The 7,011-nt window shown below is 56.2% G+C and carries 6 protein-coding genes; 3 read left to right on the plus strand and 3 right to left on the minus strand.

Annotation, left to right across the window (positions count from 1 at the left end; all coding sequences use genetic code 11):
- Positions 1 to 821, minus strand: an 821-nt coding sequence (locus ACF8AM_RS11400) for a ferrochelatase (RefSeq protein ID WP_392555753.1), incomplete at its 3' end; no start/stop codon positions are given.
- Positions 822 to 1,341: 520 nt separating this feature from the next.
- Positions 1,342 to 1,854, minus strand: a complete 513-nt coding sequence (locus ACF8AM_RS11405) for an acetolactate synthase (RefSeq protein ID WP_392555754.1) — start codon at positions 1,852 to 1,854, stop codon at positions 1,342 to 1,344.
- A 326-nt stretch (positions 1,855 to 2,180) separates the two neighbouring features.
- Between ACF8AM_RS11405 and ACF8AM_RS11410 the strand changes: the two genes are divergently transcribed.
- The 3 genes from ACF8AM_RS11410 to ACF8AM_RS11420 all read left to right on the plus strand — a co-directional run bounded on the left by ACF8AM_RS11410 (position 2,181) and on the right by ACF8AM_RS11420 (position 5,105).
- The gene (locus ACF8AM_RS11410) at positions 2,181 to 3,218 is read left to right on the plus strand and encodes a hypothetical protein (RefSeq protein WP_392555755.1); all 1,038 of its coding nucleotides are present in this window, start codon (positions 2,181 to 2,183) and stop codon (positions 3,216 to 3,218) included.
- Between the two features lie 438 nt (positions 3,219 to 3,656).
- Positions 3,657 to 3,842 carry a hypothetical protein gene (locus ACF8AM_RS11415; RefSeq protein WP_392555756.1) on the plus strand — a complete coding sequence of 62 codons (186 nt, stop codon included), beginning with the start codon at positions 3,657 to 3,659 and terminating at the stop codon, positions 3,840 to 3,842.
- Between the two features lie 87 nt (positions 3,843 to 3,929).
- Positions 3,930 to 5,105 (plus strand): DUF1559 domain-containing protein, encoded by a 1,176-nt coding sequence (locus ACF8AM_RS11420; protein WP_392555757.1) that lies wholly within the window; start codon positions 3,930 to 3,932, stop codon positions 5,103 to 5,105.
- Positions 5,106 to 5,142: 37 nt separating this feature from the next.
- Here ACF8AM_RS11420 and ACF8AM_RS11425 read toward each other — a convergent pair whose 3' ends face one another.
- Positions 5,143 to 6,912, minus strand: coding sequence for a homoserine O-acetyltransferase (locus ACF8AM_RS11425; RefSeq protein ID WP_392555758.1), 1,770 nt, complete (start codon positions 6,910 to 6,912; stop codon positions 5,143 to 5,145).
- Positions 6,913 to 7,011 lie beyond the last annotated feature (99 nt).

Below are 7,011 nucleotides of genomic sequence, written 5' to 3' on the forward strand. Positions count from 1 at the left end.
GCCTCTTCATCCAGATCGAACAACACTTCCATGTGGTCGCTGACGAAACCGATCGGCAAGATCACCAGCGTTTCGAGTTTCTTTGCCTCGTCCATCTCCGTGATCGCGTCCAGCACATCGGGTTCCAACCAAGGTTGCGAAGGCGGGCCGCTACGGCTTTGATAAACCAGGTCCCAGTCGCTCGCGCCGCAGGCGTCGGCAACCAAACGACACGATTCTCGCAGTTGTTTTTCATAGTCGCAATTGTCCGCCATCCCCATCGGAATGCTATGCGCGGTGAACAGGACTTTCGTCTCGGCGGGTGACACGCCGATGGATTGGGCCGCTTGGGTCACGTTGTCCGACAAAGCGGAGATGAAGCCCGGGTGATTGAATCCCATCCGGACTTTTTCGACCAATGGGGCACCCTCGCCGACTTCTTCGCGAGCCTGGATGATGTTTTCGCGGTACTGACGGCATCCGCTGTAACTGCTGAACATACTGGTGAAAAACGCCAGCGAACGTTTTTTGCCATCCTGCTTCATCTGACGCAGGGTGTCAGCAAAGTAAGGTTCCCAATTGCGGTTGCCCCAGTAAATCGGCAGATCGATCCCATTGGCATCGAAGCGTTTTTGCAGGGCTGCGATGAGTTGCCGGTTTTGCTCGTTGATCGGGCTGACGCCGCCAAAGTGTTTGTAGTGCTCGACCACTTCCATCATGCGTTCACGCGGCACGTTCTTGCCACGCAACACGTTTTCGAGGAACGGAATCACGTCGTCCGGGCCTTCGGGGCCGCCAAAGGAGACCAGCAAAAACGAATCGTAAGGAGGCAGTTCATTCATGGAGGGAAGTCACGAAAACGGCGTTTGGACGAAATGGACGATGGCCTTCCAGGGCCGTTGACCTGAATTCAGAGGGACGCGGAAAGTCGCTCGCATCGGTTTCGGCGGCCTCGGAAGTCCATCGTAGGAAGTGATCAACCGACTGTCCGCGGCAGGAGGGGGACGAGGTGCGCTTTTTTGAAGTTGCGTTTTTCTCCAAACCCGAAGCGTCAGCGAGGGAAAAACGATGTTGACTTCGCCTCGCTAACGCGTCGGGTTATGAAAAAATCAATGCCTCACGCAAAAGTGCAACTTCAAAAGACGCGTGACGGCCTCGTGGTCTGTCCCAGCTAAAAGTGAGGGGTGATCGTCGTGGACGAGGCGCCGACTCCTTGGATTTGACGCCAGTTCAGGACTCGTCGCCTCGTCCACTACCCAAAGCCAGTTCAGGACTCGTCGCCTTGTCCACTACCGAAAGAATAAGTCGTGACAGACCACTCGCAAAGCCATCGTGCGATGGGGCCTGAGATGGCAGTTCGGCTCAGTAGATGTCTTGCGGCGGGAGGTTGTCCGCGTCCAGGTCGTCTTCCGTGATGATCCGGAATCCCTTGTCGGTCAGCGTTTTCATCGCCAGGTCGATGTTCTCAACCATGATCGCGACCGCGGGCTTGCCATGCGGACGCATGAACAACGGGTAGCACTGGATGATGTTCAGTTCCGCTTGCAGCAACGCCGTGCAAACTCTCAACAGAGGTTGAGGGCCTTCGGGCAATTCCACGCCCACCAAATCGGATTCGATGATGGCGAGTCCCGCGCGTTCCAGGATTTCGCGGCCGCGGTCAGCGTCGCTGATCAGGAAACGAACGAACGCACATTCTGCCGCGTCGTTGATCGACAGGGCCACGATTCGGATCCCAGTCCCCTCGAATCGACGCACCACTTCGAGCAATTGCCCGACTCGGTTCTCGAGGAAAATGGTGAATTGGCGAATCGCGGGAAATTCGCGACCGCGCATGGTATCGAATTGCGTGTCTGCACCGGCTCCAAAGCTCATGCTCGCAATCTCTTGTTAGCGGCAAAATGGCGTAATCGCGGGAGTCTACCGGTCGGTTCGACACACGGCAAACCGTCTGGTGCCTCGATTTGATGCGGGTTACCGCAAGGATGCAAGCATTTTCGGAGGCGAAACCGTTGAGGATGGCCGGCGGGCATGATCGCTGGGCGACCGCAGTGGTTCCAGATCAGGTGCTGCAGTCGTGTGAGGTCTGCCATGCAGCCTTTCGTGGGTGGGCTGGCGCGCCGTTTGCCTCCTTTGAGTGGTGCTTATTCCATGTCCGTGGCAGACGCGGGCACTCAACCTCACCAACAAAAGGTTCCCCCATGAAAATTCTCCATCGCCAACAACCGCTGCTTCGTTCCTTGGTTGCGACTGCTGCCGTCTCTTTTCCGCTCGCCTGCACGCCAGTCGCAATGGGGCAAACGGGAGACTTTGATCCGGAGGACCGCGGCAGCAAAGTCGAAGACGACGCGTGGTACGACATCTCAGAATGGTTTGACGGCAACGACTACAACCCGACGGACGAGGCCATCGGACGCTGGGATGACGAAGTCTTTTCCTATGAAGATGCTCGCACAAGCAGCGACTCAGACAACGACCAATTGATCATTCCTGCCGACACGTTTTATGGCGAGGACTACAACGAAAGCTATGTGTCGTACGAGGATCGCGACAAGGACGGAACGTACGAGCGATCCACTCGGTACGTCGATCGTGACGGAGATTATCTGAACGACGCGTACGTCTCTTATGTCGACGAGGATGGCGATGGAATGTACGACAACTATGATTACTCGGAGCTAGGCAGCACCTCCAAAAACGCGGTTCCTCCATCCGCGATCGCTCAATCCGTGAAAGATGGTTTGAGTGGCAAGCGTCATGAAGTGACTGGCACGGTTCGCGAGATCAAGACCGTCCAGCGAGGCAACGAGTACTCGATGATGATGCAGGTCGAATCCCAAGGCGACAAAGACATCTGGATCGATCTCGGCGGACATGCAACAGGCGTTCAACTCTTCAAAGATGATCAAGCGACTTTCTACGGGCCGATGGTGAAACGAGGCGAGAAGGAGGTGCTGGTGGCGACCGCTGTCGATCTGCCGAAACTCGGGATGTACAAGATCGAACGATCCGGCAGTCGCTACGCCGGTGAAGTTCAGTCAACCAAAACGGCCACGGTCCGCGGAAAAGAGCACTTGGTTGTCAAGTTGAAGACCAAGGACGAAAAAATGATGACCGTCGACATGGGGGGCGCTTCGGAGGCGAAGAAACCGGGTGAAGGAGAAAAAATCATTGTCACAGGGGTGCCAGTGAAAATCGGTGACCGAGTCATCCTGATCGCTGATCAAAAGCAGAGCTGAACAGGATTGTGTTCCGTTTATTGTAAACCAGTGCGCTGCCTCTAAGGCGGAGGGTCTTTCTATAGACCCTGTTTAGGGTGCTCTGTTGTCCGTTGCGGGGTCCGTTCGGCGGCTCGTGCGTGTTTTCAACACGTGAGTTTCAGTGGCGATCGCGCGGTTCTCATCCGCTGCGGCCCCGCAAGTGAGGGCAATCTTCCCGAGAGATCTATAGGTTTTGATGGTGGAATCGGCTTGGAATTGTGTCATATTAGCAAGCTAATGTGAAATGCGATTGATTTATCGCGTGCATTGAGCATGATTCTTGCGCGTTATCCGCCTTTCGCTCTTCACCCAGCCTCGCGATTTCAATTCACGCAGTGGCTAGGTGGCCAAAAACAGAGAAGAAGTTTCTCGATCTGCTGCTGTCACGATCGATTTCAAATCCATGGAGATAGTTCTATGAAATATTGTCACTTCAAAATGCTCGGTTTGGCTGCGCTGCTTGGCCTGGCTGCCATCAGTGGTTGCACCGAATCCAAGCCCGCCGCGACGTCGACAGACGAGCTGACTCAGTTTTTGAACGACAACCCCGAGCTGAAAGAACCCAAAGAAGAAGTTCCTCCATCCGATCCAACTCAATCCTGATCTTTTCTCGTCATCGGGCTCTGGGGCTCGATTTCGAGAGGATCTTCATGGACGCCACTTTGACCGAATTTTCGGAAGGTTTTATCAATGAACGTACGTAGAAAGACGCAAGGCTTCACGTTGGTGGAGCTGCTGGTGGTGATCGCCATCATCGGTGTTCTCGTTGGGTTGCTTTTGCCGGCGGTGCAAGCCGCTCGCGAGGCAGCTCGCCGCATGAGTTGCAGCAACAATTTCAAGCAACTCGGTTTGGCAATCCACAACTATCACTCGGCTTACAACGCGATGCCGAAGCATGGTTCAGGGACTTACACCGACTATCCAACCGACAATGGGATCAATCCTCCGGGCGGCAATCGCTCGGATTTGTCCGTGTTGGTTGGCATGCTGCCGTTTGTTGAGCAGCAAGGTCTTTGGGAAGTGATCAGCAATCCCACGGACTCAGGTTTTCAGGCGATGGGACCTTGGCCGAACCGTCAGTTGGCCGCCCATGCCACGTTTCCTTATGACCCGTGGTTGACCAACATTCCTACTTTTCGTTGCCCAAGCGATCCAGGCGTCGGCTTGCCTGCTCACGGCCGAACGAACTACGCCGTGTGCTTGGGCGACTCGGGGACGTTGGCCGACGTTGGTGATACCACTGACTTCGGTAACAGCCGGGGTTTGCGGATCTATCAACAAACGGCCTGTCGCGGTGCCTTCATTCCGCGAACGCAGACCAAGTTTCGTGGCATCTTGGACGGTTTGTCCAACACGATCGCGATGGGTGAAATCATCACCGACTTGGGTGACTACGACACGCGTTCCCATGCAGTGGACAGCCCCGTTGAAGTTTGGCGAGAAAACAATGCGTTGTCATGTCGTCAATACATTGACGTGGATCGCCCTCAATTCTGGCGCAATGATGGCAGCACGCCTTTCACCGGTGACGCGGAGCAGCGTCGTGGTTTCAAGTGGGCGCTTGCTCGTCCGTTGTACACCGGCTTTGTCACAGTTTTGGCGCCCAACGATGAGTTGTGCTTTCAAGGCAACCAAGAGCGCGAAGGCGATGTCACTCCCAGCAGCCGTCACCAAGGTGGTGTGCATGTGTTGATGTGCGATGGTGCGGTCAAGTTCATCACGGACTCGATCGAAGCCGGCAACAGCAACAGCGCTCAGGTTCGTCATGGCAGTGGATTCTTGACGCCTGGTTCGCCATCGCCGTTCGGCGTCTGGGGAGCCCTGGGCACTCGCGCTGCGAAAGAAGTCATCGACACAGAGTTTTGAGTTCTGGTCGTTTGAGAGTCTGAGCGACGTTGGTCGCTCAGGTTGGTTGGCTCTCGCGGTGGAAAGCGATCACCGCGGTGTCGGCATTGAGATTGGGATCGTTGTCAGGTTCGATGCGTTGGCCCTGGTCAACGTCCCAGAAGACTTCCTGGTCGATCACGACGTTCAATTGGCCCAGCAGGTCACGAACGTCGGCGATCGTAGGGAAGCGTCGGTTGGGCGTGTTGTGCCAATCGAAGTCAAACTCGCCGGGTGCTTTCGGCGATCGCCCATGCGTCACGTAGTGATCTCGGAGTTGGCGATAGGCAAAGTTGGGAAAGCTGATGATCGCATGTCGCCCGACTCGCAGCATTTCGTCGAGCAATTCGACGACGTTCTCGACGGCTTGCAGAGTCGCGTTGAGCACCACGTAGTCGAACAGGTCGTCAATGAAGGCGGGCCGCCCGTTGTTCAAGTCGTAATCGATCACGTCGATGCCTCGCATCGCCGTTGACAACAGGTTCTCTTGAGCCACTTCGACGCCCATCAGTCGTTGTCCAGGTTCCTGATGCCGGTTGCGAATCGCGGCGAGCAATTGACCCTTCCCGCAGCCAAGGTCCAGCACGCTGGCTCCTTTGGGAATGATTTCCAAGATCGATTCTTCGTCGACATTCAACGTGATGTCGGATGGGACCGCAGGGTGCGTTTCGGCGTCTCTCAGTCGCTCGCGAATCAGCGGTCCATAGGTCGCGATGTCCTTGGCAATCAAAAACGCATCGTGGCCCGCATTGGTGGTGATTTCGGCGTAGGTGACTCGTTTGTCTAAGGCCGTCAGTGCGTTGACGATGTCACGGGACTGAGCCGGTGGGAACAACCAGTCGCTGCTGAAGCTGACCAGCAGGAAATCGCAAGTCGCTTCGTCGAAGGTTTCCATCAACTTCAAACGTGTGCCGCCGAGATCAAACAGATCCATCGCCATGGACAGCGTCACGTAGCTATTCGCATCAAAGCGTGTCGTGAACTTTTGGCCCTGATGTGCCAGGTAAGACCCGATGCTGAATCGCTGTTCGAATTGCGATGCAATCTGCCGAGGGTCGTGGCGATCGGGATCGAATTTGGCCTCCATCGCTTCGACGGACAGGTACGTGATGTGGCCTAGCATTCGTGCGATCGCCAATCCCGTGTCGGGGCGTTGGTCCTTGTCGTAGTACTGACCGCCGGCGAAGTGTGGGTCGGTTTGGATCGCATTGCGAGCGATGACATCGAACCCGAGGGCTTGGCTGTTGAGTCGTGGCGACGTGGCGATCGCGATGCAGGTTTGGGCCGCATCGGGATAGCGATTGACCCACTGCAAGGCTTGGTGCCCGCCAAGGGAGCCGCCGACGACTGCTCGCCACCGTTGGATTCCAAGGTAGTCTGCCAATCGCTTTTGAACCTCCACGATGTCGCCAATCGTGATCCGAGGGAAGTTGGCGCCATAGGGTTGGCCATTCGGCGAGGTTGGGTCTGCATCGCCAGGACCGGTGCTGCCGCGGCAGCCCCCGAGAACGTTGGGGCAGACGACGAAGAATCGATTCGTGTCGATGGGCAGTCCGGGGCCGATCAAGCCATCCCACCAACCTGGTTGGTCGTCAGGATTGTGGCGTGCCGCGTGCGAGTCACCGGAGACTGCATGGCAGACCAGGATCGCATTGGACGCGTCTTCATTCAGGGTGCCCCACGTCTCATAGCAGCACCGAACGTCGGGAAGTTCGCCGCCGCGCTGAAGGGGCAGCGGTTGGTCAAACGTCACGTAGTTGGCATACGTCAAAGGAGCGTGGGTCCGCACATCGTCGGTGATAGACTGGTCCTCGTTGTAAGGCTCACCCTTGGAGTTTTGGCTTTCGATTCGCTTTTTCCGAAGCTATCTCCCGGAAGCATTTTCGCG

Source organism: Rhodopirellula sp. JB055, assembly GCF_043100905.1.
Lineage (GTDB): Bacteria > Planctomycetota > Planctomycetia > Pirellulales > Pirellulaceae > Rhodopirellula.

What these genes read in the sequence shown, in the direction of transcription:
- ACF8AM_RS11420 (WP_392555757.1), top strand. Translation starts at nt 3,930, where the DNA reads ATGAACGTACGTAGAAAGACGCAAGGCTTCACGTTGGTGGAGCTGCTG.
- ACF8AM_RS11405 (WP_392555754.1), bottom strand. Translation starts at nt 1,854, where the DNA reads ATGAGCTTTGGAGCCGGTGCAGACACGCAATTCGATACCATGCGCGGT.
- ACF8AM_RS11410 (WP_392555755.1), top strand. Translation starts at nt 2,181, where the DNA reads ATGAAAATTCTCCATCGCCAACAACCGCTGCTTCGTTCCTTGGTTGCG.
- ACF8AM_RS11415 (WP_392555756.1), top strand. Translation starts at nt 3,657, where the DNA reads ATGAAATATTGTCACTTCAAAATGCTCGGTTTGGCTGCGCTGCTTGGC.